We start from the raw sequence: 26,267 nt of genomic DNA on the forward strand, positions 1-26,267 counted from the left end.
GATGCGCCTCCTATTTGGCGACGCCCTCCGGCCCCATGGGCTGCTGGTGCGAGCCGATTCCCCTCCTGACAGATAAGAAGACCCTATGCTTCGAGGAATGCGCAGAGCCTCATCCAACTGGATTGGCAAGACGATTATGGCCGTCGTGATGGGCGTGCTGATTGTCAGCTTCGGCATCTGGGGCATCGCCGACGCGTTCAAGGGCTATGGACAGTCCAAGCTCGCCACCATCGGCTCGACCGAGATCACGACTGAGCAGTTCCGCCAGCTCTATAACGACAAGCTGCAGCAGATTGGCCGCCAGTTCGGCCGCCCGCTGACCTCGGATCAGGCCCGTGCTTTCGGGCTCGACCGCCAGGTTCTGCAGCAGGTCGTCGCCGAAGCCGCCCTCGACGAGGACGCGCGTCGCAAGGGCCTCGGTGTCGGCGACGCCGAGGTGATGCGGCAGATCATTGCGGATCCGAACTTCCAGAGCCCGACCGGCGGCTTCGATGCGCCGCGCTTCCAGCAGCTGATCCGCTCGCTTGGCTTCACCGAACAGCGCTACATCGCCGAACAGCGCAAGGTGTCGCTGCGCCGCCAGATCGCCGGCACCGTCACGTCAGGCGTCGAGCCGCCGAAGACGATGATCGAGGCGCTGAGCCGCTACCAGAACGAGACCCGCACCATCGATTACGTGAAGCTCGATGCTGCACAGGCCGGGACCATTGAGGCGCCCTCGCCCGAAGCCCTCGCCGCCTATTTCGACGAGCGCAAGACCCAGTTCCGCGCTCCCGAATATCGCAAGATCGCCTTCCTCGCTTTGACGCCTGATGAGATGGCGAAGTGGTCGACGGTGTCGGACGACGACGCCAGGAAAGTGTTCGAGGAGCGCAAGGACAAGCTCTCCACGCCGGAACAGCGCCAGATCTCGCAGATCGTCTTCCCGAATGCAGCGGACGCTGAAGCCGGCCGCGCCAAGCTGAACGATACGTTCAAGTTCGAGGACCTCGCCAAGGAACGCGGCCTGTCCGCCTCCGACATCGATCTCGGCATGGTTGCCAAAGCGGGCATCATCGATCCCTCCGTCGCCAATGCCGCCTTCTCGCTGGCACCCGACGGTATCAGCCAGCCGATCACCGGACGGTTCGGCGTGACGCTGGTCAAGGTCGGCAAAGTTCAGGCCGGCACGACGCCGAGCTATGACAGCGTTGCCGCCAACCTGAAGCGCGATATCGCCATCGAGCGCGCCCGCGCCGTCGTGTCCGACATGCACAACAAGATCGAAGACGAACGCGGTGGCGGAGCCAATGTCGTCGATACCGCCAAGAAGCTCGGCCTCACCGCCGTCACCATCGAGGCCGTCGATCGCTCCGGCCGTACGCCGGACGGCCAGCCCGTTGCCGGCCTGCCCACGGGTGTGGACGTCGTGACCCAGGCCTTCAACAGCGATGTCGGCGTCGACAACGACGCATTGCAGGCCGGCGGCGGTTACATCTGGTACGACGTGCTCGGCGTCACCCCGGCGCGCGACCGTACGCTCGACGAAGTGAAGCCGCAGGTCGAGGCACGTTGGCGCGAAGAGCAGATCACCACGCGTCTGCGCGACAAGGCTGTCGACATGGCGAAGAAGCTCGAAAGCGGTGCCAAGCTCGCCGACGAAGCCGCGGCAGCCGGACTCAAGGTCGTGACCTCCGCGCCATTCAAGCGCGACGCGAGCGACCCTGCCCTGTCGGCCGGCGTGATCCAGTCCGTATTCCGCGGCGTCAAGGATTCTGCCGGGCAGGCGCAGGGTGCCACGCCGTCGGAATGGATCGTCTACCGGATCACCGATGTCACCGCGCCTGCGGTTGATATGGCCTCCGAAGATGCCAAGAAGCTCAAGGAGACGCTGCAGCGCGGGCTGACCGACGAACAGGTCGCGCAGTATGTCACCAGGCTCGAGACGCAGATCGGCACCAAGATCAACGCGGAAGCCGTTGCGATCGCCACTGGTGCCGCGAACAGCAACACCAATTAGGAAACCCACGTCGTCATTGCGGGCGCAGCGAAGCCATCCAGAAGCAACAAGCAAAGGCTGGATGGCTTCGTCGCAGATGTCGCCTGCAATGAGATGTGCATCACTCTGAAAGCATCCGATGGACAATCTCAGGGCAATCATTGCCAAGGTCGCGACCGGCGCCTCCCTCTCGCGTGAGGAAGCCTCGGCGGCCTTCGACAGCATGATGTCGGGCGAAGCCACGCCTTCGCAGATGGGCGGCCTGCTGATGGCGCTGCGCGTGCGCGGCGAGACCGTGGACGAGATCACCGGCGCGGTTGAGGTGATGCGCGCCAAGATGCTGCGGGTCGACGCACCGGCCGGCGCTGTCGACGTGGTCGGTACCGGCGGCGATGGCTCCGGCTCCGTGAATGTCTCGACCTGCGCCTCGTTCATCGTCGCCGGCTGCGGTGTGCCGGTGGCCAAGCACGGCAATCGTGCGCTGTCGTCGCGCTCCGGCGCGGCCGACGTGCTGGCGGCCCTCGGCGTCAGGATCGATCTCACGCCCGACGACGTCAGCCGCTGCCTTAGAGAGACAGGCATCGGCTTCATGTTTGCGCCGGCGCATCATCCCGCGATGAAGAATGTCGGCCCGACCCGTGTCGAGCTCGCTACCCGCACGATTTTCAATCTGCTTGGACCGCTGTCCAATCCCGCCGGCGTCACCCGGCAAATGGTCGGCGTGTTCTCGCGGCAGTGGGTGCTGCCGCTGGCACAGGTGCTGAAGAATCTCGGCTCCGAATCCGCCTGGGTGGTGCACGGCTCCGACGGCCTCGATGAGATCACGCTCACCGGCCCGACCTTTGTGGCAGCCCTGGAGAACGGCAATATCCGCAGCTTCGAGATTTCGCCCGAGGACGCGGGCCTGCCGCGCACCGGTCCGGATTCCCTGAAGGGCGGCGACGCCCAGGAAAACGCCGCCTCGCTGCAGGCCGTCCTCGACGGCAAGCCGAGCGCCTTCCGCGACGTCGCGCTGCTCAATGCTGCCGCGGCGCTGATCGTGGCCGGCAAGGTCAAGGACGTGAAGGAAGGCGTGGCACTCGGTCAGAAGTCGCTCGACAGCGGCGCAGCGCTGGAGAAGCTGAAGCGACTGGTCGCCGTCTCCAACGCAAACCTGTGAGACGACGATGTCCGACATCCTGACCAAGATCGAAGCTTACAAGCGCGAAGAAATCGCGGCGGCGAAACGCGCCCATCCCATCGCTTCCATCGAAGCGCTGGCCAAGGCTGCGCCGGCGCCACGCGGCTTCATGACCGCGATCCACAAAAAGCTCGACAAGAACGAGTTCGCGCTGATCGCCGAAATCAAGAAGGCCTCGCCGTCCAAGGGGCTCATTCGCGAAGACTTCGATCCGCCGACGCTGGCCAAGGCCTATGAGGCCGGCGGCGCTGCATGCCTCTCGGTCCTGACCGATACGCCGTCATTCCAGGGCCACCTCGACTTCATGGTCGCCGCCCGCGCCGCCGTCAAACTGCCGGTGTTGCGCAAGGACTTCATGTTCGACACCTATCAGGTCGTCGAGGCGCGCGCCCATGGCGCCGATTGCATCCTGATCATCATGGCTGCACTCGACGATGCGCAGGCGCGTGACATCGAAGACGCCGCCATCGACCAGGGCATGGATGTGCTGATCGAAATCCACGACCAGCCGGAGCTGGAACGCGCGCTGAACCTGCGCTCGCCGATGATCGGCATCAACAACCGCAATCTGCGCACCTTCGAGACCACGCTGACCGCCAGCGAAACGCTGGCGCCGATGATCCCGAAGGATCGTCTCAAGGTCGGCGAAAGCGGCATCTTCACGCCGGCTGATCTTGCACGTCTCGAGCGCGTCGGCATTTCCACCTTCCTGGTCGGCGAAAGCCTGATGCGGCAGGCGGACGTAACAGCGGCAACGCAAACGCTGCTCAAGCGCGCGAACGGAACGCATTGATCATGGCCGGCAAGACGAAAAAATCGAAGCAGGCCCCGGCCCTCACCCACATCGATTCCTCGGGCGAGGCCCGCATGGTCGATGTGTCGGAGAAACCGGCGACCGAACGCATCGCGGTGGCCGAAGGTCTGGTGATCATGAGCAAGGCGACGCTCGACATGATCGTCTCCGGCAATGCCAAGAAGGGCGATGTGCTCGGCACGGCGCGTATCGCCGGCATCATGGCGGCAAAGCGCACATCGGATCTGATCCCGCTGTGCCATCCGCTGGCGCTATCCAAAGTCACGCTGGACATCACGCCCGACAAGAAACTGCCGGGCTGCCGCGTACGTGCGTCGGTCAAGGTCACGGGCCCCACGGGCGTCGAGATGGAAGCGCTGACGGCCGTCTCCGTCGCATGCCTGACAATCTACGACATGATCAAGGCCGTCGAGCGCGGTGTCCGCATCGAGGGCATCCACCTCGTCGAGAAAAAGGGTGGCAAGTCCGGGCACTATCTGGTCACGGACAACGCCGCGAATTGAAGACTCCGCGGTCGCCCGGCGTCAGCCGCAGACATACACGCGCCGCCATCGCCAACCGTGATAAGTCCGCACCCGTATAACGTCATAGCAGTTGTCGTAATACGGATAGCCCGCATAGGCGTAGGACGAACCGAATCCGATCACAAACGGGGCGAAATTCCGGAAGTGACGATTATGGTGGCCGAAGTGATGGAAGCCTCGATTGGACATTCCGGCGAAGCGTGCTCCACCGGGCATGGCGGCGAAACGAGTTGCACCGAACCCGCCGCCGCGCAGGCCGCCCATGGCCATACCGCCGCCGCGGAAGCCACCTCCGTGGAAGCCACCTCCGTGAAAACCGCCACCACCGTGGAAACCGCCCCCGTGCCCGCCACCACCGCCGTGGCCGCCCCCGCCGCCGCGCGCGGAAGCATCCATCGGCACGGACGTCATGCCGATGGCCGCAATTGTGGCAAGTCCGATCAACATTTTCCTGAGCATGGCACACTCCCGTCGCAGGTGTGGGCCCCCATCCTCAGAACACCGGTTGCCGCAAATTATTCCCGATGATCGCCAGCGACATCGAACAAGTGGCCGTCACTTGATCATTGGACAACCGCCCTCGGCCATCGACCGCAATGCTGCGACAGCACGCTTCGACAAAATCGCGAACTGTTCGAGATCGCGCAGGCGCTCATCAAGCTGCTGTCGCCGCGCAACCATCTTTGCGGCCAGCACGACGCGCAATTTCTCATGAAGGTCCCAGAGCGCGTCATCACTGCTAAATCGCGATCCTGCGCCGTCATCGATCTTGTTTACGAACAATAACCGGGACCGCGCGCGACATGGGGGGTGTTTGGCGGCGGTCCCGGGCCAGATCAAGCGACCAACCGGACGGATGAGACATCCAGGCTGGTGCTCGTGGCGGGATCAGCACTACCAAGCAGGACGAGGCCAAGTGTGAATGCGCACTACTTAGTTACGCGCGCGCGTTGTAAGTTTTGCGGTAACCTGAATAGGGGCGGATTTCAGCGATCGCTATCATCACGGTGCTCGCGCAGGAGACGCTGCCGGCTGCGCTGCGGCTTCATCTCACTGACGATCCACGGCCCGATCTGCGCATCGAGATGACGCTCATATCGTTTGACCAGCAACCACGCAGCAGGCGGCAGCAGCAAGGCCATCAATCCAACCATAATCGACATTCCAAATCCTTTAAATCAAAGGGTTTCGATGTCATTAGGTACGTGGAATAGCCTTTTAGGTTTGAAATAGCCCGCATGTATTTTCTGCGGAGCAGCAAGTTACCTACCGATCCGCCAATTCCCGCAACTGGCCCCACATCGATACCGGGAACGACTGATGTTGCCGGTATCGATGCGCGATAGGCTATTTGATCATCGGACAACCACCCTCGGCCATCGGCCGGAACGCCTTTTCGGCAGGGATGGTCGAGAGCAGCTTGTAATAGTCGTATGGCCCCTTCGACTCCGCCGGCTTCTTGATCTCGAACAGGTAGATCGGGTGAATGACACGGCCATCGGCGCGGATTGTGACCTCACCGAACAGCTTGTCCTTGCCCTTGAAGGTCTTCATCTGCGGTACGACGACACTGGCATCGTCGCTGCCCTTGGCGGCCACGGCATTGAGATAGGCCAGCGTGGAGGCATAGACGCCCGCCTGATTGGCGCTCGGCATCTTGCCGTTCATGCCTGGCCGCGCCGCAAAGCGTTTGCCAAAGGCGCGGGTGTCATCATCCATGTCCCAGTAGAAGGATTCCGTCAGCAACAGGCCCTGCGCGGTCTTCAGGCCCATGCCGTGAACGTCGTTGATGAAGATCAGGAACGCGACCAGCTTCTGCGGGCCGTCCTGCATGCCGAACTCGCCGGCCTGCTTCACCGCATTGATGGCATCGGCGCCGGCATTGGCCAGGCCGATCACCTTGGCCTTCGAGCTCTGCGCCTGCAGCAAGAGCGAGGCGAAATCGGAGGTGCCGAGCGGGTGCTTCGATGACCCCAGCACCTTGCCGCCGTTCTTCGTGATGTAATTGGTGGCTTCGGCCTCGATGCCCTGCCCCAGCGCGTAATTCACCGTGAGAAAGTACCAGTCGTCGCCGCCCCGCTGCATCATCGCCGCCGCGGTGGTGTTGCCGGTGGCCCAGGCGTCGTTGACCCACTGGATGGTGTTCGGCGAGCAGTCCTTGCCGGTGAGGTCCGAGGTCGCCGTCGACGAGGCCAGGAACGTCATCCTGGTGTTGCGGGCGATATTGTTGATGGCGAGACCCACCGATGAATTCGGCACGTCGACGATGGCATCGACCTTCTCGACATCGAGCCATTTGCGCGCGATGGCGGCGCCGACATCCGCCTTGTTCTGATGGTCGGCATAGACGATCTCGACCTTGATATTCTTGCCGCCGCCATTGAAATCCTCGGCGGCCATCCGCGCGGCTTCCACCGAGCCCATGCCGTTGGTGTCCTGGAACACGCCGGAAATATCGTTGAGCACACCGACCCGCACCACATCGTCGGACACCTGCGCCTGGACTGCCGTCGCCATCACGCAGGATGCCGCAGCAGCCAAAACTGTCTTCAAGCCCTTCATTGTCGTCTCTCCCCTCTACCTTGATTGCGCGGGTCCGGACGTTGCCGGTCGCGGTCTTGCTTGCGAGTTACACCTGTCGCTCCGGCAGTCGGAGCACGAGGCCATCGAGCGCCTCGGTGATCTTGATCTGGCACGACAGCCGGCTGTTCGGCAGCCGCTCGCTGGCGACGCCTTCCAGCAACTCATCCTCGTCGGCACCGACTGCGCCAACTTTGCCCAGCCAGCTGTCGTCGACATAGACGTGGCAGGTGGCGCAGACCGCGCCGCCGCCGCATTCGCCCGTAATGCCGTCGATGCCATGCAGCAGCGCCGTATACATGGCGCTATCGCCATTATTGGCGCGGACTGTCTCGGCACGGGTGTCGTGATGAATGAACGTAATGCTCGGCATGGAATCCTCAGGCAGGCGTGAAGGTGACCGGCAGGCTTTCGAGCCCGCGCAGCGTGTTGTTGTAACGGCGCTTGACCTCGCCGGTGATCTCGATCGATGCGACCTTGCGCGCCAATGCGGACAGCATCACCTCACCCTCCAGACGTGCCACGAGCTGGCCGACGCACATGTGGATGCCGGAGCCGAATCCGACATGGCCGGACGTCTTGCGGGTGATGTCGTAGCGTTCGGGATCGGCCCACCGGCGCGGATCGCGGTTGGCGGCGGCCAGGAACATCAGCACCTTCTCGCCCTCACCGACACGACAACCACTGATCTCGACGTCGCGCGTCGTGGTGCGGAAGAAGGTCTGCACGGGGCTTTCGTAACGCACGGCCTCCTCGAAAGCATTGCGCGCCAGCGACAGGTCGCTGCGCAGCCGCGCGAATTCTTGCGGGTAGCGCGCCAGGCAATAAACGGCAGCGCCGATACCGTTCACCGTCGTGTCCAGCCCTGCTGACAGCAATGAGCGCACCAGCAGCGGCGCCTCGTCGGCGGTGATATCGCCGGTGTCGACCCGCGCATGGATGCAGGCGCCGAAACCGCCGGGCGCGAGATTGTCGCGCTGGCATTGCGCGGCGACATAGGCCTGATGCGGCGCAGAGCGTTCGATGGCGTCCTGGCGCAGCTGGTTCGGCGGACCGAAGGCATTGAAGACAAGACCGGCATAAGGCAGCAGGTTTTCGCGGCCCTCCTTCTGCAGTCCCATCGCATCGGGGAACACCGATAGTGGATAGGCTTCGGCAAGATACGCGACCGCGTCGAAACTGCGCCGCTCCAGCAGTTCGTCGACCTTGGCATCGGCCGCCGCAGCGAAGCCATCGCGCAGTTGCTTCATCACCGCGGGTGACAGGACCTTGTTGAGTACCGCGCGCGTGCGCGTATGCGCCGGCGGATCGGCTTCGAGGATGAGGCTCTGCGGGCGCCACGGTTTCTCCCTGGCAAAGTCGCTAAGACCCACGCCGCGGCTCGAGCAGAACGTCGCAGGATCGTTCAGGACTGCATGAACTTCGGCATAGCGCGCGACCGCGTAGACGTTCCATTTGTCGAGATACACCACGGGCCCGGCCTCACGCAGCACCTCGTGGGTGGGGTGAGGATCGGCGAAGAAGTCCATGGCGAAGGGATCGACGTCGAGGTGGACGACGGGCTGAGACGATGCGTCGTTCGGCAAGGCTCCGCCAAAGGACAGCACCGGCGGGGTGTGGGACGATGCCGTCGTGACCGTGGCGACCATGTGAATCTCCCATATTTTCTTGTTGGCAATTGTGGCTGCGTGTCTCTATTCCTCAGAACCACGTGATCTCGCCGATTTCGACGACGTCACGCTGGCAGGCAGGATCGTGGTGCATGAGCAAGAATGGATCGGGAAAAACGGTTCGAAAGCCCGCCAAGGCGAAAGTGACAAAGGTCAATGTCAGGACTGTCGCCGCGAAAGCGCCCGCTTCGAAAGGCGGGCAGTTGCTCGATCTTGAGCGCTATGTGCCGGCCTTCATCACCTTCATTGCGAACAAGCTCTCGCGCAACGCGACCGCGCTCTATCAGAAGCGCTTTGGCGTGAATGTCACCGAGTGGCGCATCATGTCGCTGCTGGCCATCGAGCCCGGCATTCCCGCCTCGCGCATCTGCCACGTCATCGGCTTCGACAAGGGACCGGTCAGCCGCACGCTTGCCATGCTGGAAGAGCGCGGCCTGGTCGCCATCAATGCCGACCCGGACGACGCGCGCACCCATTCGATTACGCTGACCACGAAGGGTCGCACGACCCATGACGCCGTCATCGTGACCGCGCTGGAACGCGAGCGAAAGCTGCTGTCCTGTCTGGATGAAAGCGAACGCGAAGTGCTGATCGACTTGCTGCGACGCATTCACGGCAATCTCGGCGCGGTAACCGGCTAGACCACCACGCGTTACTCGCGCGTCATCAATCGCTGTCCCGCACAAGCGGTCCACCATCGTTTCTCTCCCTGCAGGGCCCGGCAGTTGACTGCTCTAGGTAGCGCCCTCTTTGGAAAGGCTCTCACGAATTAGTTGCCTAGGCAACAGAAATATCGGGACGGTTTGTCACGCGGAGGCAAGGATTTTCTGCCATCATCCGCTAACCTGCGCCGCACATGTTCAATCGTTGAGCCAAAAGATACAGATGACGATGTCGCTTACGCCAAATTCCGCAGACGCCCTGCTGTTTGATCTTGGCCGCGTCGTGCTGGATATCGATTTCACGCGCGTGCTGAAGGTCTGGTCGGACTACGCGCAGTGTACACCGGACGAGATCGTGAGCCGGTTTGCGCGCGGCGACGTCTATATGCGACACGAGCGCGGCGAGATTTCCGACGACGCATTCTTTGCGCATCTGCACGACACGCTCGGTATCGATCTGACGCCGGCACAATTTCTCGAAGGCTGGAATGCGATCTTCGTCGGGGAGATGCCGGGCATCGCCGAACTCCTCGCGCATGCCTCGAAGCGCTGGCCGCTCTACTCGTTCTCAAACACCAATGTCGCGCATGTCACGCATTTCTCGGAACACCATGCCGATCTGCTCAGTCACTTCCGCGCGGTGTTTCTGTCGTCCTCGATCGGGCTTCGCAAGCCCGATGCAAAATCCTATGAGCACGTCATCGCGGAAATCGGCATCCCCGCCGACCGCATCGTGTTCTTCGACGATCTTGCCGACAATATCGAGGCCGCTCGCGCTTGCGGATTGCAGGCCGTCCACGTCACCTCGCCGACATCGGTCGCCGAGGCGCTCAAGGCACTCGGGCTTTAGGTCCGCGAGATGCGCTGGAAGGCGATGCTGGTGAGGACGCCGAGCAGTGCCCAGAACAGCAGGCTGGTCAGGACCGCCGCAACGACGAAACTGTGCGACAGCGTTTCGGGGACGTCCGTATGACCAGCGGGCGCCTGTGGCGCGCCGATCAGATGCGGCAGGATGATCAGGCCGAGGCCTAAAATGGCAGCCCATGACGCCTTGCGGAAGACGAGCAGGCCGAGCCCCGCCGCAGTGGCGCAGGCAGTGCCGATCCACCAGGTCTGGCGCAGTGTGAGGTCGGCGACAGGCATTCCCGGTAATTCCGGCGGCAGGCCGAGGCCGGGCGCCGCCGTGAAGACAACGAAACCGCCGAGGCCCCAGAACAGCCCTTCCCGCCAACCCACGGCCCGGCCGCGCAGCGCGAAGATGCCGGCCAGCAGCAACGCGAAGCCGATGGCCGTCAGGATATTGGCGCCGGTGGTGAAGGCATTGCGCTGCAAGCCCTCGGCGGGCTCCCATTCGGCCTCATGACTATGGGCGGCGGCGCCTTGGTCGTGCGTATGGGCGGGCTGCGCGGCAGCCGTCGGCGCAACAGCAGCCGGCGCTTCCGCCTTGCGCTCATAAACTTCGCTTTTCTGGATCAGGGGAATGGTCCCGACCATCTGGGCGCCGGTGATGGCAGCACCAGTGATCACGCCAGCCAGCGCTGCCGAGAAAACGATCGACCTGAAGACGGACATGTCTCAGTGGCAGGGGAATGCGTTGGCGTGGCGCGTGTCATGGGCCGCATTGTGGACGGCGCTGATATGCGAGAAGCCGACCACACCGACGATGAACAGACCGAGCGCCATGGCCAGAACAGCCTGCACGACGACATTGACGTCAGTGGTCACGGCGGAGATCTGGGCGGTCTGGGTCTGTTGCATCGGAATCCTCGCGAAATAGACGGCCAATTTAGCCGAGTTGCACCGGCGGCGCGACCGTTAATTTTGCATCGCGCGGGCGAGATCGCGGCTGGTCAGATGAAAATTCGCATCTGCCGCCACCGGCGCACGCACCAGCTTGGCGCCGGCCGCCGCCTGGAACACGTCTCTGTGGTCGCGGAAATAGGCCGCGCATTCCTCCGGCGACGGGTAACGCCGGAGCAGCGTCCGGAACGCATGACGGTGCACCATGCACAGCCCGCAATGGCCGGACGGCCGGAATGCCAGCGCATCGACATCCTCCCGCCAGACAGGCGCTTCATCGTCGGTTGCAGCGTGGTTGTCGGTCATGATCGCCGATGTCTACCGTGTTTCCCTGCCCTGCCAAAGCGCCGGTGGTTTTGCGTCCGCTCCCGCTCTCCGCTATGACGGGCGCCCACACTGCCGGAGATCCCCGCGATGGCCCTGATGCCGGTTACCGATGCCATGGCCGCGATTCTCGCGGGCGCCGATGCGCTGCCTGAGGAGATGGTGCCGCTGGAAGACGCGTTCCACCGCGTGCTCGCCCGCGACATCGCTTCGCTGCGAACGCAACCACCGGAGCCCATGTCAGCGATGGACGGCTATGCCGTGCGCGCCGCCGATGCGAAGTTGGGCGCCAAGCTCCGCGTCATCGGCGAGATCGCCGCAGGCAAGCCGTTCGACCGCCCGCTGCAGACCGGCGAAGCCCTGCGAATCTTCACCGGCGGCGTTTTGCCCGCTGGCGCCGACGCCGTCGTGATCCAGGAAGATACTACGCGCGATAGCGATATCGTCGGGATCAACGAGGCCGCGATTTCCGGCAAGCATATCCGCCCGGCTGGCGTCGATTTCAACGAAGGCGATGTGCTGCTGCGCGCCGGCACCCGCCTTACCGATCGCGACCTAGCGCTTGCTGCCGGGATGAACCATCCGTCACTGCCCGTGCGGCGACGGCCGGTCGTTGCCGTGCTCGCCACCGGCGACGAACTGGTCATGCCCGGCGCGGTCCCCGGCCCCGGCCAGATCGTGCTCTCCAATGGCTTCGCGCTGCGTGCGCTGGCCCGTGCCGAAGGCGCCGAGGTGATCGATCTCGGTATCGCCGTCGACACGCTGGAGGCGACCACATCGGCCATTCAGCGCGCGATCGATCTGAAGGCGGACGTGCTGATCACCACCGGCGGCGCGTCGGTCGGCGACCACGACCTCGTGCAGCAATCCCTGATCAATGCCGGCGTCGAGATGGCGTTCTGGCGCATCGCCATGCGGCCGGGCAAGCCGATGATGCACGGACGCCGCCAGGGCATGCGCGTGATCGGCCTGCCCGGCAATCCCGTCTCGTCCTATGTCTGCGGCTTCCTGTTCATGGTGCCGCTGCTGCGCGCGCTGTCCGGCCGAATCGAGGTCGCTCACGCGCTCGAACCCGCGGTGCTCGGCCGCGACCTCGCCGCCAACGACCAGCGCGAGGATTACCTGCGCACGCGCCTCGAGACCCGGGCCGACGGCACCGTCGTGGCGACGCCGGTCATCAAGCAGGACTCGTCGCTGCTGGGAAATCTGGCTGTCGCCGAAGGACTTCTGATCCGCAAGCCATTCGCTCCCGCCGCCGCCGCTGGTGATTCCTGCGCGATCATGCGACTGCCTGTTTAAAGGCCGAGATGCGCGATGGGATGCCGGGCCACCGGAACTTCCGCCGCGCGGCATGTTCTCTGAGCTTTTTTCTGACTGAGATACCTTAACGCGGCTTCAGTCACTGAATTGTCACGTAACGCAGCGAGACATCGCTGCGAAACAAGATCGGTGCACAAATGGACTATTTCAAACGCTTCAATTTCCTGTTTGCGATGCCAACATTCGACGCCGACGATCTCGAGGGCATTCGCCTCAATCAGATCGTCGATGAGATCGAGCGTTCCGGCTTCGAGGTCGTCAAGGCGCGCAAGCTCGAAGACGCCACGATCGCGGTCCAGACCGACGCGGCGATCGGCTGCATGGTGGTCGACTGGGGCAAGAAGGGCCTCGAAGGCAAGACCGCGGCGCTGATCAACCTGATGCGTAAACGGGGCCTCGATTTCCCCATCATCCTGCTGATCCGTCGCAAGCGGTTTGAAGACGTCCCGGTCGAGGTGCTCGATTTCATCGACGGCTATGTCTTCCTGTCCGAGGAAACCCCGCCGTTCATCGCCAAGAATCTCATCAGCCGGTTGAAGCAATATGCCGAGACGCTGAAGACGCCGTTCTTCGGCGCTTTGGTCGACTATGCCGAGGAAGGCAACCAGCTCTGGACCTGCCCCGGGCACAATGGCGGCGTGTTCTACAGCCGCAGCCCGATCGGGCGGGTGTTCATGGAACATCTCGGCGAAGCGGTGTTCCGCGACGACCTCGACAACTCGGTGCTCGATCTCGGCGACCTGCTAACTCATGAGGGCCCCGCGCTGCAGGCGCAGAAGGAAGCCGCGCAGATCTTCGGGGCGGAGAAAACCTATTTCGTGCTCAACGGCACCTCGACCTCCAACAAGGTCGCGCTATCGGCTCTGGTTACCGATGGCGATCTGGTGCTGTTCGATCGCAACAATCACAAGGCGGCTTTGCATGGCGCATTGATGATTTCAGGCGGTGTGCCGATCTATGTGCCAACGACGCGCAATCCCTGGGGCCTGATCGGCCCGATGAACTGGGACGCGCTCGACGAGGACGCGCTGCGCGAGCGCATCCGTATCAACCCGCTCGTCACGGATCCCGAGGCCTGGAAGCGTCCGCGCCCGTTCCGCGTCGCCGTGGTCGAACAGTGCACCTATGACGGCACCATCTACAGCGCCGAGATGATCATCGCGCGTATCGGCCATCTCTGCGATTACATTCTGTTCGACGAAGCCTGGGCGGGTTTCATGAAATTCCACCCGCTCTATGCCGGTCGCTTCGCCATGGGGCTCAAAGAGCTCGGCCCGGATTCGCCGGGCATCATCGCGACGCAGTCGACCCACAAGCAGCTCGCGAGCTTCTCGCAGGCGTCGCAGATCCACATGAAGGATCGCCACATCCGCGGCCAGAAGCGCCGCGTCGAGCATCGGCGCTTCAACGAAAGCTTCATGCAGCACGCCTCGACCTCGCCGTTCTATCCGCTGTTCGCATCATTGGATGTCGGCGCGCAGATGATGAAGGGCCGCTCCGGCGAAGTGTTGTGGGACGATACGATCCGGCTCGGCATCGAACTGCGCAAGAAGATGCGCGCCGTCCGCCGCGAATTCGAGGAGAAGGAAACCCGCGCCGAGCGTCGCTGGTTCTTCGAACCCTTCGTGCCCGAGCGCGTCGCGATTCCCGACGCAGCCAGCGAAGGCGCTGTTCACAATGTGCCCTGGGAAAGCATCGGCACTGACCAGCTGGCCACCAATCCGGCTTATTGGCAGCTCGCGCCTGACGCCGCTTGGCATGGCTTCCCCGGCATGGAAGCCGGTTTCACCATGACCGATCCCAACAAGCTGACAGTGCTGACACCCGGCTTCGACCGCACCACCGGCGGCTATGCGGAACACGGCATCCCTGCTCCGGTGGTGGCGCAGTTCCTGCGCGAAAACCGCATCGTGCCGGAGAAAAACGATCTCAACTCGCTGCTCTTCCTGCTGACGCCCGGCGTGGAAGCCAGCAAGGCCGGCACGCTGATATCGGGCCTCGTCGCTTTCAAGAAGTTTCATGACGACAACGCTCTGCTTGAAGACGTCATCCCGGAATTCGCGCGGCGCAGGCCGGCGCGTTATGCGGGCATACGCCTGCGGGATCTGTGCGGCGACATGCACCGGTTCTTCCGCGAGGCCAATGTGAGCGAACTTCAGACCAGGCAATTCTCCGCTGACCATCTGCCGGAGATCGCCATGTCGCCCCATGATGCTGCGCGCTGTCTGGTGCGCAACGACGTCGATTACCTCCCCATCGATGAGATCTTCGGGCGCGTCGCGACGACGCCGTTCGTGGTCTACCCGCCCGGCATCGCCACGATCGTCCCCGGAGAACGGCTCACTGAACGGTCAAAGCCGATGATCGATTATCTCAGGATGTTCGAGACCTGCTTCAACACCTTCCCGGGCTTCGACGTCGAAATCCAGGGCATCTACCGCAAGGTCGACGCCAATGGCCGGATCCGACTTTACACTTACGTGGTCTCCGAATAGGGAGCACGTAAGGAGCCTGATTTGCCAACGGAACTCGAACAGCCGGTCGTCATCCGACCGTCACGCGACACCGACGTCGATGCCATGCTGGCGATCTATCGCCGGCACATCCGGCAAGGCGTTGAGGAAGGCGTCAGCGACGCCGACACGCCGCAGCCCGACGATCTCAGAGACCGGCGCAAGAACCTGCGCAGCAAACGGTTCCCGCACCTCGTCGCCACGCAAGGCGGCGAGGTCATCGGCTACGCCTATGTGGTGCTGTTTCGGAAGCGACCGGCCTATCGCTACACGGTCAAGCATTCGATCTATATCCACCACGGGCATGTCGGCCGAGGCATCGGCCGGCTGCTGATGCGCGAGTTGATCGACGTCTGCGCGGCGGCCGGCTTTCGGCAGATCATCGGCTACATCGATGCCGACAACACGGCCTCGCTCGGCTTGCATGAGAGCTTTGGCTTTGCGCGCGTCGGCTTGCTGCCCGGCGTCGCCTATCGCTCGGGCCGCTGGGCCGACACGATCATGGTTCAGCGCTCGCTGGCGACCGGCTCCACAACTCCGCCGCCGCCCATTGGGCGCATGACGTCCGCGTAGCCCAAGCGACCGCGGAAGCATTTTCCATGTCCGTAGAGGGTCGACGACTGGTGAGGAACAGCCTCCTCAAACCTCGCTCAACGTGCGTTCTGTTGACGGCAAATTAAGCATTGCAGAACACATATGGAACATATAGTGTTCGTTCATGATTTGTTTCGAGATTCTGTGGCTTTGAGTAGTTTGAGAGTGCCCGAACTCGCGCAACCGATCTTCGAACGATCGTCTCTGGATTGAGGCTCACTGTTCGAAGGCCCTTTGAAACGCACGCGGCGGCCGACACCGTCAACTGAGGATGGCTTCAGATGCTCACGCGCAAACAATACGAACTCCTGCGATTCATCGATCAACGGCTGAAGGAAGCTGGCGTCCCGCCCTCCTTCGACGAGATGAAGGATGCGCTCGACCTGCGCTCCAAATCCGGCATCCATCGTCTGATCACCGCACTGGAAGAACGCGGCTTCATACGCCGTCTGCCCAACCGCGCCCGTGCCATCGAAGTCATCAAGCTGCCAGAGCTCGGCGCGCCGGTCACCGGCGGTACCGGCCGCCGCGGCTTCACGCCCAGCGTCATCGAAGGCACGCTTGGCAAGGTGCGTTCCGCCGCCAGCATCGCTAGCAACAGCGGCGATGATGACAATGGCCGCACAGTTGCCATCCCGGTGATGGGCCGGATCGCGGCAGGTACGCCGATCGAGGCACTGCAGACCCGCAGCCACACCATCAGCATGCCCGCCGACATGCTCGGCTCCGGCGAACATTACGCGCTCGAAGTGCGCGGCGATTCCATGCAGGACGCCGGCATTCTCGATGGCGACACCGTGCTGATCCAGCGCAACGAAAGCGCCGACACTGGCGACATCGTGGTGGCCCTGATCGACGACGAGGAAGCCACGCTGAAGCGCTTCCGCCGCCGCGGCGCGTCGATCGCGCTGGAGCCTGCGAATGACGCCTACGAGGTCCGTATCCTGCCACCCAACCGGGTGCGCATTCAGGGCAAGCTGATCGGGCTGTATCGCCGCTACTGAGATTTGCGCCTCGGCGGATTACTGATCTTCGGGTTGAAGATCGGTTTCCACCGGCGTCGCATCCACCGGCCGGTTTTGCGGCGGACGACTGGTCTCCAACCTATCGGACAGAGGCTGATCGGGAATGGCTGGTGACCACGGACGGTCCAGGCCACGCGGTCGCACGGCATCGATCGCAAGGCCGTTGGCGGTTCGCTGCAGGCTTACCGCACCGTTTCGTTGCAGGCGGTCCTGATCGATCACCAGCGCACGGCAATCCCTCGGCGGTTGTTTCGTCGTGACGATCAGCGCCGCTTTCTCGCAATCATCTGTGAAAGCATCCGGCTGTAGAACCAGCGCCACCAAAGCGCCATCGGCCAGCGCCGCGATGCACCCGTCGCGGTCGCAGGACACACCGTGGCTGACGGAGGCATCGGTCGGCAGACGCGCATCGGCATCGCCGGCGAGCCACTCTTTCAACAAAAATGTATCCTTGGCGCTGCGCATCACGTGGAGATGCCCGTCCCTGCCCCGCACCGCGACGCTGTGACCGTCACCCGAGATCAGCACATCGGGCTGCTTCACCAGCAATGCCCACACAATCGAGATTGCAAGCACGGCAGCCCCCGCGAAGCGCAACGGCGTGCGCAGCAATCCCAGCACGATGATGCCGATACTGGCTGATATCAGCGGCCCGGTGCCAAAGGCCGGCATCCGGCCGATGGCGCCGGGCAAGGCTGCCACCCATTGCGTGACGACAATCATCCACTGGATGCCGACATCCATCAGCCGCCAGAACACACCGTCAAAGCCGAACGGCATGGCCACCAAACCGAGAATGCCGGCCGGCATCACCAACGCCGAGACCACCGGCATCGCCAGGAGATTGGCGACGACGCCATAAGGCGTGACGCGATGGAAATGAAATGCGGCATAGGGCGTGGTGGCAAGGCCCGCGACCAGCGAAGCCAGTACGAGCATCGCGATCTCGCGTCCGCCCCATAGTGCCACGCGCGCCGTCGCGGAATGATCGGGCGAGGCAAACAGCGCGGGCATGCCGATCTGCACCAATGCGACCAGCCCCAGCGTCGCCGCGAATGACATCTGAAAACTGGGATGCACCAGCGCTTCCGGCGCGACGATCAGCACGACCATTGCCGACACCGCCAGCGTGCGGAACGTCACCGCCCGGCGATCGACCATGACTGCAATCAGCACGACGGCCGTCATGAAGAACGAACGCTGCGTGGCGACCTCGGCGCCCGACAGCAGCAGATAAAATAGCGCTGCGAGTAATGCCGCAGCCGCTGCGACTTTCTTGATCGGGAATGTCACGGTCAGGACAGGGATCAGTGCCAGCAGTGCGCGTATAGCAAAGAACACCACGCCGGCGACAACGGCCATGTGATAGCCAGAAATCGACAACACATGACCGAGGCCGGAGATGAACATCGCATCATTGACGTCAGCCGAAATCGCATCGCGGCGGCCCGTGAGCAGCGCCGTAGCAATGGCGCGGCTATCGCCCGAGAGCACTGTGCGGATCCGCGCGTCGATGGCGTCGCGTAGCCCCTGCATGGTCGCCGAATAGCGTAGCGCCACACTCGGCTGTATCGGCGGATCGACTGCCTTGATGCCGCCCATCACGAAGCCGGATGCGCCGATCCCTTGAAAATACAGATCGCGTCCGAAGTCGTAGCTGCCCGGCCGGAGCGGCGACAGCGGCGGCTGCAGCCTTGCCTTCAATTCGACGAAGCTGCCGACGGCAGGCGCCGTGCCCTTCTTCACCGACAGCCGCACACGAGTGAGCTTCGGTGCGGCGCGCGGGCTGTCCATCGTGGCAACGCGCAGCACGAAGCGATCCGTGCGCTCCCGTTCCTCGTGCGTTTCGACGAAGCCGGTAATCGCGACGGAATAGAGCGGCTTCGCCAGAACCTCATGAGCCACACGCGCGGTTTTCATGGCAGCCATCGCGAAGCCCGCCGCGATGGCCGCAATGAGCAAGATCAAGGGAAACCATCGCTGCCGCCGCAGCAAAAACGCAGCCACGCAAAGAAGGCCTGCCGTCGCAGCGGCAACCCAGGCCACCGGCTCATGCTCAGCGGCAAAATACAGCGCGATGCCGGTGCCGAAAGCGATCGGCACCCAGGGCAGCAAGCGACCGGGACCAGCTTCGGCCCGCACCCACGTCCAGAGCGTCCCGAAGCCCGACGTTGACGACGTCGCTGATGGGGCAGCGACGCCTGCCGTGGCCGGCGGCGGCCATGTGGTCGCCGTGCCGGATCGGCCCCGCCGCTGTTGCTGATCCCCGCTCCGCGCCATCGAACGCCCGCACGCCACGCTCGCCCGTCCGAATGCTATCCGAAGGACAAGCGGCGACTAGCGGAACGGATGCAGAATACGAAAACTAATCCCTGGGGTTGCTCAGGCGAGCTTGGCGTAGCTGTCGCGCAGACCGACGGTGCGGTTGAAGACCAGCTTGCCGGGCGCTGAGTCCTTGTCGCGACAGAAATAGCCCTGACGCTCGAACTGCACGACATCGCTTGTGTTATCGCTCGCCAGCGCCGGCTCCAGCATGGCGCCGGTCAGCGTCTCCAGCGAGTCCGGATTGAGCTGCGATGCGAACTCGGTCGCATTGGGCTGCGGATCGGCGAACAGCTGATTGTAGACGCGTACTTCCGCCTGCACGGCATCTGCGGCACTCACCCAATGGATCGTCGCCTTGACCTTGCGGCCGTCCGGCGCATTGCCGCCCCGGGTTTCCGGATCATAGGTGCAGCGCAGTTCGACCACCTCGCCAGCGGCATTCTTGATGACGTCCTTGCAGGTGATGAAGTAGCCATAACGCAAGCGGACCTCGCGGCCTGGCGCCATGCGGAAGAACTTCTTCGGCGGCTCTTCCATGAAGTCGTCATGCTCGATGTAGAGCTCACGGCCGAATGAAATCTGCCGGTTGCCGAGCGACGCATCATCGGGATGGTTGACGGCTTCGAGCTGCTCGGTCTGTCCTTCCGGGTAGTTCTCGATCACCACCTTCAGCGGCTTCAGCACCGCCATGCGGCGCTGCGCCGTGCGATTCAGTGTCTCGCGCACGGCGAAGTCGAACATCGAGATATCGACGGTCGAGTTGGCCTTGGCGACACCGATGCGCTTGACGAATTCGCGCAGCGCTTCGGCAGGAATGCCGCGGCGCTGCAGGCCGGCCAGCGTCGGCATCCGTGGATCGTCCCAGCCGGTGACATGGCCGCCGCGGACGAGTTCAGTCAGCACGCGCTTCGACAGCAGCGTGTAGGTCATGTTGAGGCGCGCGAATTCATACTGATGCGGCCGCGATGGCACCGGCAAGTTTTCCAGACACCAGTCATAGAGCGGCCGGTGATCCTCGAATTCGAGCGTACAGATCGAATGCGTCACGTGTTCGATGGCATCCGACTGACCGTGGGCGAAGTCGTAGCTCGGATAAATCTTCCACGTCTCGCCCGTGCGCGGATGATGCGCATGCAGGATGCGATAGATCACGGGATCGCGCAGATTGATGTTACCCGACGACATGTCGATCTTGGCGCGCAGCACGCGGGCGCCGTTCGGGAATTCGCCGGCACGCATCCGGGCGAACAGATCGAGGTTCTCGTCGACCGGACGATCGCGGAACGGGCTGTTCTGGCCGGGCTCCGTCAGGGTGCCACGCTTAAAGCGGATTTCTTCCTGCGACTGGTCATCGACATAGGCCTTGCCGGCGCGGATCAGATGTACCGCCCAGTCATAGAGCTGCTCGAAATAGTCCGAGGCGTAATGCAGGTTGCCTTCGCCCCACTCGAAGCCGAGCCAGCGGACGTCGCGCTGGATGGCGTCGATATATTCCTGCTCTTCCTTGGTCGGATTGGTGTCGTCGAAACGCAGGTTGCAGTGGCCGCCGAATTCCTCGGCAACGCCGAAATTCAGGCAGATCGACTTGGCATGGCCGAGATGCAGGTAGCCGTTAGGCTCCGGCGGAAAGCGCGTCACCACGCTCTTGTGCTTGCCGGATTGCAGGTCCGCCGCAACGATGTCGCGGATGAAGTCACGGCCTGCGTCGGATACCGATTCGTCTGTCATTTGCTGCCTTTCAAGCTGCGCCCTATGTGCCAAATCCGGAAGGCCGCGCCAAGGCCGGATCAGGGGCCGGGTCCCGCGAAAGGGCCTTTTCCGATGCGGTTCCGGCCCCAAATCCGCGTTTATTCGCCGTGAGACAGCGCCCTGTCGTTGTGATAAACGCCCGCCAACACTCACACCGAACTCGATCGAACCCGCTGATATGACCGCTCCCGTCGTTACCCGTTTCGCCCCCTCGCCGACCGGCTTCCTCCATATCGGCGGTGGACGCACCGCGCTGTTCAACTGGCTCTATGCTAAGAAGACCGGCGGCAAGATGCTGCTGCGGATCGAGGATACCGACCGCGAACGCTCAACGGACGCCGCGATCGACGCCATTATCGACGGGTTGAAGTGGCTGGGCATCGAGTGGGATGGCGACACCGTCTTCCAGTTTGCCCGTGCCGGCCGGCACCGCGAAGTCGCCGAACAGCTGCTGGCCGAGGGCAAGGCGTATTACTGCTATGCCAGCGCCGAGGAACTGCAACAGATGCGCGAGACCGCCCGCGCCGAGGGCAAGTCCAAGCTCTATAACGGGCTGTGGCGCGACCGTGATCCGTCGGATCCGCGCCCCGACGTCAAACCGACGATCCGCCTGAAGGCGCCGCTCACCGGCGAGACCGTGATCGAGGATCAGGTACAGGGCCGCGTGGTCTGGCAGAACGAGAATCTCGACGACCTCGTGCTGCTGCGTGGCGACGGCAATCCGACCTACATGCTCGCCGTGGTGGTCGATGACCATGACATGGGCGTGACCCATGTCATCCGCGGCGACGACCACCTGATCAACGCCGCCCGCCAGAAGCAGATCTACGACGCGCTCGGCTGGACCGTCCCCAGCATGTCGCATATTCCGCTGATCCATGGGCCTGATGGTTCGAAACTGTCGAAGCGCCACGGCGCGCTCGGCGTCGAGGCCTATCGCGCGCTCGGCTATGTGCCGGCCGCCCTGCGGAATTATCTGGTGCGGCTCGGCTGGAGCCATGGCGATCAGGAAATCTTCTCGACCCAGGAAATGATCGACGCCTTCGACCTGTCGGGGATCGGCCGTTCCGCCGCGCGCTTCGATTTCGCCAAGCTCGAAAATCTCAACGGTCACTACATCCGCCACACCGACGATCAATCCCTCGTGACCATGTTCGAGGACGTGCTGAATTACGTGCCCGGCGGAGCCGAACTGAAGGCGAAGCTCAACGACACCACGCGCGCCCAGTTGTTGCGCGCCATGCCCGGCCTGAAGGAACGCGCCAAGACGCTGATCGAACTGATCGACGGCGCCAATTTCATCTTTGCCGATCGCCCACTGGCGATGGAGCCGAAGGCGCAGGCCGCGCTGACGCCGGAAACCCGTGTGCTGATCGGCAAGTTGCGCACGGCACTGGAAGCCGTCACCGACTGGACCGCAGCAAATGCCGAAGCCGCTACCCGCGCCTTTGCCGAGGAAGCTGGCATCAAGCTTGGCGGGGTTGCGCAACCGCTTCGCGTGGCGCTGACCGGCAAGACCACATCGCCCGGCATTTTCGATGTTCTGGCGGTATTGGGACGGCAGGAATGCCTGGACCGGCTCGCCGATCAGGCATCTATTTAGCATAGCTGTAGGCTGCTTTTGCCCGCCTTGCAGCGCACACAGCAATACGCTACGCATTCTGGCGAATGCTCTGGAATTCCCGGCTAGCCTCCCCATTTCTCCTGAAATGTCGGTGGCTTGCCGGCTCCTCAACGATCTCATCGGGGACCACGCGATGGACGCAAAAACCAATACCAAATCCGCAACGCTGACAGTCGACGGCAAGAGCTTCGAACTGCCGATCCACAGCGGGACCGTCGGCCCTGATGTCATCGACATCGGCAAGCTCTACGCCCAGTCCGGGATGTTCACTTACGATCCCGGCTTCACCTCGACAGGCAGCTGCCAGTCCAAGATCACCTATATCGATGGCGATGCCGGTATCCTCGAATACCGCGGCTACCCCATCGAGCAGCTCGCCGAGAAGGGCGACTTCCTCGAGACCTGCTATCTGCTGCTATACGGGGAACTCCCGACCAAGGCGCAGAAGGCAAAGTTCGACGCATTGGTCACGAACCACACCATGGTTCACGACCAGATGAGCCGCTTCTTCCAGGGCTTCCGCCGCGACGCGCATCCGATGGCCGTGATGGTCGCGTCGGTTGGCGCCCTTGCCGCTTTCTACCACGACTCAACTGATATCAACGATCCGAAGCAGCGCGACATCGCGTCGATCCGCATGATCGCCAAGATCCCGACGCTCGCGGCGATGGCCTACAAGTACACGATCGGTCAGCCCTTCGTGTATCCGACCAACTCACTCGATTTCGCGGCGAACTTCATGAAGATGTGCTTCGCCGTGCCGTGCGAGGAGTACAAGGTCAATCCGGTGCTCGCCAAAGCGCTGGACAAGATCTTTACGCTGCACGCCGACCATGAGCAGAACGCATCGACCTCGACGGTCCGCATCGCCGGTTCGTCGGGCGCCAATCCGTTCGCCTGCATCGCCGCCGGCATCGCCTGCCTGTGGGGACCGGCGCATGGTGGTGCCAACGAAGCCGCGCTGCAGATGCTCGCCGAAATCGGCACCGTCGACAAGATTCCGGAATTCATCGCCAAGGTGAAGGACAAGAATTCCAGCGTCCGCCTGATGGGCTTCGGTCACCGTGTCTACAAGAACTACGATCCGCGCGCCAAGCTGATGCAGCAGGCCTGCCACGAGGTTCTCAAGGAAACCGGTCACGGTGGCGACGAGATGCTCGCCGTTGCCATGGAGCTCGAGAAGATCGCGCTGTCGGACCAGTACTTCATCGACCGCAAGCTGTATCCGAATGTCGATTTCTATTCGGGCATCACGCTGAAGGCGATGGGCTTCCCGACCTCGATGTTCACCGTGCTGTTCGCCGTCGCCCGCACCGTCGGCTGGATCAGCCAGTGGAGCGAAATGATCGGCGACCCGCAGCAGAAGATCGGCCGTCCGCGCCAGCTCTATACGGGTGCTGCCCGCCGCGACTATGTGGATATCGCCAAGCGCGCCTAAGACCTCGTTTCGCAGAGTGCGAAAATCAAAACGGCGGATCGCAAGATCCGCCGTTTTTTTTTTGTTACGCTGCAATCTCTTGAATGAAGGCCTTCAACTCTTCCGCATGGTGGCCAGCACGACATTGGCCGCACCGACGCTCGGCGACGCTTCGCCCGTCGCCATGATCCCGTCGAGCCGCGCCAGGGCTTCAATCTGACGGCGCCGCATCGGTGTGTCTGCCATCACCTCTTGCAACGACGCTGCAAGCTTCTCCGGCGTGCAGTCTTCCTGGATGAACTCCGGAATGACGTTTTCGCCGATCACCAGATTGGCGAGGATCACCGACGATGATGTGATGCGGCGGCGGATGATCCAGGCCTCGACACTGCCGGCCTTGTAGGCTGTGACCATCGGCACACCTGACAATGCAAGCTCCAGCGTCACCGTCCCCGATTTGGCAAAGGCCGCATGCGCAATGCGGAACGCGGCGCGCTTCTCTGTTTCGCCCACAACGATCCGTGGCTGCACCGGCCACGCCTTGAGCGCTTCGGCGATGACCTCAACGAGATGTGGCATGGTTGGCAGGATCAGTTCGAATTGCGTGCCCTGCTTTTGCAGCAGATCGAGCGTCGCGCCGAACGTTGCCATGTGATGACGGATCTCGCTGCGACGGCTACCGGGCAGCACCAGCAGCACCGGTGGCTTCGTTTCGCGACGCGCCTGCTCGCCCGCATTGGGACGCAGCGCATCGATCTGCTCGATCAGGGGATGACCGACATAAGTGCATGGCGGTCCGCCGAGCCGCCGATGCGCCTCCGGCTCGAACGGCAGCAGCGCCAGCACATGATCGACATAGGCGCGCATCGCCTTCGCGCGCCCCGGCCGCCACGCCCACACCGTTGGCGACACATAGTTGACGACGGGAATGGAGGGATCGCGCTGGCGCACACGCTTGGCGACGCGATGGGTGAAGTCCGGGCTGTCGATGATGACCAGCACGTCGGGTCTGGCCCGCAAGACGTCCTTGGTCGCGCGCGTGATGAGCTTCAGGATCGACGGCAATTTCCGGACGACCGCGGCCAGGCCGATGATGGAAAGCTCTTCGATAGGAAACAGTGACTGCAGACCTTCCCGCGCCATCGACGAACCGCCAACGCCTTCGAAGCGCACATCGTCGCCGAGCCGCTGGCGTAGCACCTTCATCAGCGCGGAGCCGAGACGGTCGCCGGATTCTTCGGTGGCGATGAGATAGATCGTCTTCGTCACGTCGGAAGTCCCGTTACGAAAAGACCTGCGGCATCGGCAGCGACAATCATCTGCTGCGGTTCGGCGACGATCGTATTGCCTGCGACGATGGCGATGCCGGCGAGCTTCGCAGCCGCAGCACGCTCGATCGTCCGCGGTCCCAATGTCGGCAGATCGAAACGCAGATCCTGACCGCTCTTCGGCGCCTTCACCAGTACACCCCGCCCTGCCTTGGCGCGAATACGTCCCTGCTCACGCAAGAGCGCCACGCGGGCCAGCAATCCATCGGTGCCTTCGATATCCTCGATCCCCACCACATGGCCGTCGATCACCACGGTCGCCTGGCCGATATCGAACGGGCTCAAGGCGCGCAAGACGTCGCGCCCACGCGCGATATCGGCTTCAGCATCCTGATCCGGTACGGCACGTGTTACGCTGCCTTCCGGCATCAGCACATCGGACGCGACGTCCTTGATCCCCAGCAGACGAAAACCTTCATGCTCGAACAGGCGGCTGATACTCGTCAGCAAGTGATCGTCACCGCCGCGAAACGCGCGAAACACTTTCGGCATCACGCGAAGCGTTGCCCAGTCCAGCCTGATCTCGGAGATTGCCGGGCGCACCAGCGTGCCGATGAATGTGAGATCCCGGCAATTTTCGCTGCGCATCAGCTTCAGCAAACGGCCAAACTGGCCAATGGGAATCCAGTGGTGCTGAAATCGCGCCACCAGCGCCGGATCGCAGAAGCCCTTCAGCGCGAACACGACAGGCTTGATGCCACGTGCCTGCAGCGAGTCCGCGACGGCGAAGGGCAGCGAGCCGCCGCCGGCGATGATGCCGAACGGCGAGCCTATCGGCGGATGCGATTGCGGGTGCTGTATTTGAGCCTGGTCAGTCATGCTTCGCCCCGCGATACCCGA

The 26,267-nt window shown here is 63.0% G+C and carries 24 protein-coding genes; 12 read left to right on the forward strand and 12 right to left on the reverse strand.

The window, feature by feature from the left end; all coding sequences use genetic code 11:
• Nucleotides 1-85: 85 nt before the first annotated feature.
• The 4 genes from AC1DUY_RS03285 to moaC all read left to right on the forward strand — a co-directional run bounded on the left by AC1DUY_RS03285 (nucleotide 86) and on the right by moaC (nucleotide 4,475).
• Complete coding sequence (locus tag AC1DUY_RS03285) at nucleotides 86-1,999, forward strand: peptidylprolyl isomerase (protein ID WP_478112200.1); 1,914 nt, start codon at nucleotides 86-88, stop codon at nucleotides 1,997-1,999.
• 118 nt (nucleotides 2,000-2,117) lie between these two features.
• Nucleotides 2,118-3,137: an anthranilate phosphoribosyltransferase gene (gene trpD, locus AC1DUY_RS03290; protein WP_120289973.1), complete on the forward strand. Its 1,020-nt coding sequence runs from the start codon at nucleotides 2,118-2,120 to the stop codon at nucleotides 3,135-3,137.
• A 7-nt stretch (nucleotides 3,138-3,144) separates the two neighbouring features.
• Nucleotides 3,145-3,951: an indole-3-glycerol phosphate synthase TrpC gene (gene trpC, locus AC1DUY_RS03295; RefSeq protein ID WP_478112202.1), complete on the forward strand. Its 807-nt coding sequence runs from the start codon at nucleotides 3,145-3,147 to the stop codon at nucleotides 3,949-3,951.
• Between the two features lie 2 nt (nucleotides 3,952-3,953).
• Nucleotides 3,954-4,475, forward strand: coding sequence for a cyclic pyranopterin monophosphate synthase MoaC (gene moaC, locus AC1DUY_RS03300; RefSeq protein ID WP_092142396.1), 522 nt, complete (start codon nucleotides 3,954-3,956; stop codon nucleotides 4,473-4,475).
• Nucleotides 4,476-4,496: 21 nt separating this feature from the next.
• On the opposite strand, the gene AC1DUY_RS03305 is transcribed toward moaC, so the two are convergent.
• From AC1DUY_RS03305 to AC1DUY_RS03325, 5 genes are all read right to left on the reverse strand, one after another.
• Nucleotides 4,497-4,955 carry a hypothetical protein gene (locus AC1DUY_RS03305; protein ID WP_478112205.1) on the reverse strand — a complete coding sequence of 153 codons (459 nt, stop codon included), beginning with the start codon at nucleotides 4,953-4,955 and terminating at the stop codon, nucleotides 4,497-4,499.
• 527 nt (nucleotides 4,956-5,482) lie between these two features.
• A complete protein-coding gene (locus AC1DUY_RS03310; protein ID WP_158596802.1) occupies nucleotides 5,483-5,659 on the reverse strand; it encodes a hypothetical protein in 177 nt (58 codons plus the stop codon).
• Between the two features lie 184 nt (nucleotides 5,660-5,843).
• Nucleotides 5,844-7,058, reverse strand: coding sequence for an ABC transporter substrate-binding protein (locus AC1DUY_RS03315; protein ID WP_478112207.1), 1,215 nt, complete (start codon nucleotides 7,056-7,058; stop codon nucleotides 5,844-5,846).
• A gap of 67 nt (nucleotides 7,059-7,125) precedes the next feature.
• Nucleotides 7,126-7,449, reverse strand: coding sequence for a 2Fe-2S iron-sulfur cluster-binding protein (locus AC1DUY_RS03320; protein WP_478112209.1), 324 nt, complete (start codon nucleotides 7,447-7,449; stop codon nucleotides 7,126-7,128).
• A 7-nt stretch (nucleotides 7,450-7,456) separates the two neighbouring features.
• The gene (locus AC1DUY_RS03325) at nucleotides 7,457-8,605 is read right to left on the reverse strand and encodes a cytochrome P450 (RefSeq protein WP_246297633.1); all 1,149 of its coding nucleotides are present in this window, start codon (nucleotides 8,603-8,605) and stop codon (nucleotides 7,457-7,459) included.
• A gap of 233 nt (nucleotides 8,606-8,838) precedes the next feature.
• On the opposite strand from AC1DUY_RS03325, the gene AC1DUY_RS03330 reads away from it, so the two are divergent.
• Together AC1DUY_RS03330 and AC1DUY_RS03335 are read left to right on the forward strand one after the other, a co-directional pair.
• Entirely contained in the window at nucleotides 8,839-9,387 is a 549-nt protein-coding gene (locus tag AC1DUY_RS03330; RefSeq protein WP_175367079.1) for a MarR family winged helix-turn-helix transcriptional regulator, read from the forward strand.
• 244 nt (nucleotides 9,388-9,631) lie between these two features.
• Nucleotides 9,632-10,258: an HAD-IA family hydrolase gene (locus tag AC1DUY_RS03335; protein WP_478112212.1), complete on the forward strand. Its 627-nt coding sequence runs from the start codon at nucleotides 9,632-9,634 to the stop codon at nucleotides 10,256-10,258.
• Here the strand turns inward: AC1DUY_RS03335 and AC1DUY_RS03340 are convergent.
• Genes AC1DUY_RS03340 through AC1DUY_RS03350 form a run of 3 tightly spaced genes read right to left on the reverse strand, consistent with a single transcriptional unit; the run spans nucleotide 10,255 to nucleotide 11,514 of the window.
• A complete protein-coding gene (locus AC1DUY_RS03340) occupies nucleotides 10,255-10,980 on the reverse strand; it encodes a CbtA family protein (RefSeq protein WP_478112214.1) in 726 nt (241 codons plus the stop codon). The genes AC1DUY_RS03335 and AC1DUY_RS03340 overlap by 4 nt on opposite strands.
• A 3-nt stretch (nucleotides 10,981-10,983) precedes the next feature.
• Nucleotides 10,984-11,166 (reverse strand): CbtB domain-containing protein, encoded by a 183-nt coding sequence (locus AC1DUY_RS03345; protein WP_089264725.1) that lies wholly within the window; start codon nucleotides 11,164-11,166, stop codon nucleotides 10,984-10,986.
• A 57-nt stretch (nucleotides 11,167-11,223) separates the two neighbouring features.
• Complete coding sequence (locus tag AC1DUY_RS03350; protein ID WP_478112216.1) at nucleotides 11,224-11,514, reverse strand: hypothetical protein; 291 nt, start codon at nucleotides 11,512-11,514, stop codon at nucleotides 11,224-11,226.
• A gap of 108 nt (nucleotides 11,515-11,622) precedes the next feature.
• Between AC1DUY_RS03350 and AC1DUY_RS03355 the strand changes: the two genes are divergently transcribed.
• The 4 genes from AC1DUY_RS03355 to lexA all read left to right on the forward strand — a co-directional run bounded on the left by AC1DUY_RS03355 (nucleotide 11,623) and on the right by lexA (nucleotide 16,963).
• Nucleotides 11,623-12,831, forward strand: a complete 1,209-nt coding sequence (locus tag AC1DUY_RS03355) for a molybdopterin molybdotransferase MoeA (protein ID WP_478112218.1) — start codon at nucleotides 11,623-11,625, stop codon at nucleotides 12,829-12,831.
• Nucleotides 12,832-12,989: 158 nt separating this feature from the next.
• The gene (locus AC1DUY_RS03360) at nucleotides 12,990-15,347 is read left to right on the forward strand and encodes an Orn/Lys/Arg family decarboxylase (RefSeq protein ID WP_478112220.1); all 2,358 of its coding nucleotides are present in this window, start codon (nucleotides 12,990-12,992) and stop codon (nucleotides 15,345-15,347) included.
• A gap of 21 nt (nucleotides 15,348-15,368) precedes the next feature.
• Entirely contained in the window at nucleotides 15,369-15,938 is a 570-nt protein-coding gene (locus tag AC1DUY_RS03365; protein WP_478112222.1) for an N-acetyltransferase family protein, read from the forward strand.
• Between the two features lie 302 nt (nucleotides 15,939-16,240).
• Complete coding sequence (lexA, locus tag AC1DUY_RS03370) at nucleotides 16,241-16,963, forward strand: transcriptional repressor LexA (RefSeq protein ID WP_068730850.1); 723 nt, start codon at nucleotides 16,241-16,243, stop codon at nucleotides 16,961-16,963.
• A gap of 18 nt (nucleotides 16,964-16,981) precedes the next feature.
• Here lexA and AC1DUY_RS03375 read toward each other — a convergent pair whose 3' ends face one another.
• Entirely contained in the window at nucleotides 16,982-19,264 is a 2,283-nt protein-coding gene (locus tag AC1DUY_RS03375; RefSeq protein WP_478112225.1) for a ComEC/Rec2 family competence protein, read from the reverse strand.
• 102 nt (nucleotides 19,265-19,366) lie between these two features.
• Complete coding sequence (locus AC1DUY_RS03380) at nucleotides 19,367-21,037, reverse strand: glutamine--tRNA ligase/YqeY domain fusion protein (protein WP_478112227.1); 1,671 nt, start codon at nucleotides 21,035-21,037, stop codon at nucleotides 19,367-19,369.
• 199 nt (nucleotides 21,038-21,236) lie between these two features.
• Here AC1DUY_RS03380 and gltX point away from each other — a divergent pair, with 199 nt between their 5' ends.
• Nucleotides 21,237-22,661: a glutamate--tRNA ligase gene (gltX, locus tag AC1DUY_RS03385; protein ID WP_093758757.1), complete on the forward strand. Its 1,425-nt coding sequence runs from the start codon at nucleotides 21,237-21,239 to the stop codon at nucleotides 22,659-22,661.
• Between the two features lie 154 nt (nucleotides 22,662-22,815).
• Nucleotides 22,816-24,120 carry a citrate synthase gene (gene gltA / locus AC1DUY_RS03390; RefSeq protein ID WP_089264726.1) on the forward strand — a complete coding sequence of 435 codons (1,305 nt, stop codon included), beginning with the start codon at nucleotides 22,816-22,818 and terminating at the stop codon, nucleotides 24,118-24,120.
• Nucleotides 24,121-24,213: 93 nt separating this feature from the next.
• Here the strand turns inward: gltA and lpxB are convergent, their stop codons facing one another.
• The gene (lpxB, locus tag AC1DUY_RS03395) at nucleotides 24,214-25,368 is read right to left on the reverse strand and encodes a lipid-A-disaccharide synthase (RefSeq protein ID WP_478112230.1); all 1,155 of its coding nucleotides are present in this window, start codon (nucleotides 25,366-25,368) and stop codon (nucleotides 24,214-24,216) included.
• Complete coding sequence (locus AC1DUY_RS03400) at nucleotides 25,365-26,246, reverse strand: LpxI family protein (RefSeq protein WP_089264538.1); 882 nt, start codon at nucleotides 26,244-26,246, stop codon at nucleotides 25,365-25,367. Before AC1DUY_RS03400 ends, lpxB begins: the two co-directional genes overlap by 4 nt.
• Nucleotides 26,247-26,267: the final 21 nt, after the last annotated feature.

This window comes from Tardiphaga sp. P4_G1, assembly GCF_056401215.1.

Coding starts and splice junctions, on each gene's coding strand:
- AC1DUY_RS03285 (WP_478112200.1), top strand. CDS start 86: ATGCTTCGAGGAATGCGCAGAGCCTCATCCAACTGGATTGGCAAGACG.
- trpD (WP_120289973.1), top strand. CDS start 2,118: ATGGACAATCTCAGGGCAATCATTGCCAAGGTCGCGACCGGCGCCTCC.
- trpC (WP_478112202.1), top strand. CDS start 3,145: ATGTCCGACATCCTGACCAAGATCGAAGCTTACAAGCGCGAAGAAATC.
- moaC (WP_092142396.1), top strand. CDS start 3,954: ATGGCCGGCAAGACGAAAAAATCGAAGCAGGCCCCGGCCCTCACCCAC.
- AC1DUY_RS03305 (WP_478112205.1), bottom strand. CDS start 4,955: ATGCTCAGGAAAATGTTGATCGGACTTGCCACAATTGCGGCCATCGGC.
- AC1DUY_RS03310 (WP_158596802.1), bottom strand. CDS start 5,659: ATGTCGATTATGGTTGGATTGATGGCCTTGCTGCTGCCGCCTGCTGCG.
- AC1DUY_RS03315 (WP_478112207.1), bottom strand. CDS start 7,058: ATGAAGGGCTTGAAGACAGTTTTGGCTGCTGCGGCATCCTGCGTGATG.
- AC1DUY_RS03320 (WP_478112209.1), bottom strand. CDS start 7,449: ATGCCGAGCATTACGTTCATTCATCACGACACCCGTGCCGAGACAGTC.
- AC1DUY_RS03325 (WP_246297633.1), bottom strand. CDS start 8,605: ATGGACTTCTTCGCCGATCCTCACCCCACCCACGAGGTGCTGCGTGAG.
- AC1DUY_RS03330 (WP_175367079.1), top strand. CDS start 8,839: ATGAGCAAGAATGGATCGGGAAAAACGGTTCGAAAGCCCGCCAAGGCG.
- AC1DUY_RS03335 (WP_478112212.1), top strand. CDS start 9,632: ATGACGATGTCGCTTACGCCAAATTCCGCAGACGCCCTGCTGTTTGAT.
- AC1DUY_RS03340 (WP_478112214.1), bottom strand. CDS start 10,980: ATGTCCGTCTTCAGGTCGATCGTTTTCTCGGCAGCGCTGGCTGGCGTG.
- AC1DUY_RS03345 (WP_089264725.1), bottom strand. CDS start 11,166: ATGCAACAGACCCAGACCGCCCAGATCTCCGCCGTGACCACTGACGTC.
- AC1DUY_RS03350 (WP_478112216.1), bottom strand. CDS start 11,514: ATGACCGACAACCACGCTGCAACCGACGATGAAGCGCCTGTCTGGCGG.
- AC1DUY_RS03355 (WP_478112218.1), top strand. CDS start 11,623: ATGGCCCTGATGCCGGTTACCGATGCCATGGCCGCGATTCTCGCGGGC.
- AC1DUY_RS03360 (WP_478112220.1), top strand. CDS start 12,990: ATGGACTATTTCAAACGCTTCAATTTCCTGTTTGCGATGCCAACATTC.
- lexA (WP_068730850.1), top strand. CDS start 16,241: ATGCTCACGCGCAAACAATACGAACTCCTGCGATTCATCGATCAACGG.
- AC1DUY_RS03375 (WP_478112225.1), bottom strand. CDS start 19,264: ATGGCGCGGAGCGGGGATCAGCAACAGCGGCGGGGCCGATCCGGCACG.
- AC1DUY_RS03380 (WP_478112227.1), bottom strand. CDS start 21,037: ATGACAGACGAATCGGTATCCGACGCAGGCCGTGACTTCATCCGCGAC.
- gltX (WP_093758757.1), top strand. CDS start 21,237: ATGACCGCTCCCGTCGTTACCCGTTTCGCCCCCTCGCCGACCGGCTTC.
- gltA (WP_089264726.1), top strand. CDS start 22,816: ATGGACGCAAAAACCAATACCAAATCCGCAACGCTGACAGTCGACGGC.
- AC1DUY_RS03400 (WP_089264538.1), bottom strand. CDS start 26,246: ATGACTGACCAGGCTCAAATACAGCACCCGCAATCGCATCCGCCGATA.